Origin of the sequence: Streptomyces sp. WAC04114, from assembly GCF_019733245.1 — a bacterium.
GTDB lineage: Bacteria > Actinomycetota > Actinomycetes > Streptomycetales > Streptomycetaceae > Streptomyces > Streptomyces massasporeus_A.
In genome coordinates, this window is record NZ_JAIGQA010000402.1 from 1 (window position 1) to 720 (window position 720).

1 pseudogene is annotated in these 720 nt (G+C 73.2%); it reads right to left on the reverse strand.

Annotated features, from left to right (window positions below):
* Window positions 1-299 precede the first annotated feature (299 nt).
* Window positions 300-720, reverse strand: a pseudogene (locus K4G64_RS39445) (serine/threonine protein kinase); the annotation flags it as partial.

Genomic DNA, 720 nt, shown 5'->3' on the forward strand with positions numbered 1-720 from the left:
GCTCGGCGGTGCGTGGTGCTCGGCGTTGGTGCTGGGGGCGGGGGGTTTCGCAGCCCGGCGTGGCGGGGTGCCGCTGCGCCCACCCTCCCCCAAGCTCTCGGCTTCGCTCGAGCAGGGGGGACCCCCATCGCCCCTGGCGGCACGCATGCCCGCAGCGGGGGCGGCCCGCATACCCGCAGCCAAGGGCTAGGACCAGCACAATGTCGTCCGGTCACCGTTCGGCTGTGCGAGCGCCGATCCAGATTTCGTCGGCCGGAATTCGCGCGACGTTCAACTACCAGGCGCCAGCGGCACGTTGGTCACTGCTTCGTGTACGTCAGCCGTTCCCCGCTGCTCGTGTTCACGCGCTCGAGCGTGCCGTCGGACAGGAGGGTCACCTCGGTGGCCGCGCCCGGGGTGCAGGCGGTGCGCGGCTGTCCGACCTTCACGGTGGACGGGCCGATCGACAGCGCACCGCCGGTGCCGGGGGCGGAGGTCAACCGCCCCTCGAACACGCAGTGGTAGGTGCCGCCGCCCTGGGTCGGGCCGTCGGCCACGAGGGACAGGACCGTGTCGCCCGGTTCGCCCTGCTGGATGGTGAGCGAACGGCTGTGCTCGCCGTCGGCGTTGTCGATGGTCGAGGTCCAGGTGCCGAGGTACCCGGTCGGGATCGTGCCGTCCGCCGGGGAGGGGGACGGGTCCGGCTGCGAGGTCGTCGGGGACGGGCCCGGGGTGGTCGGC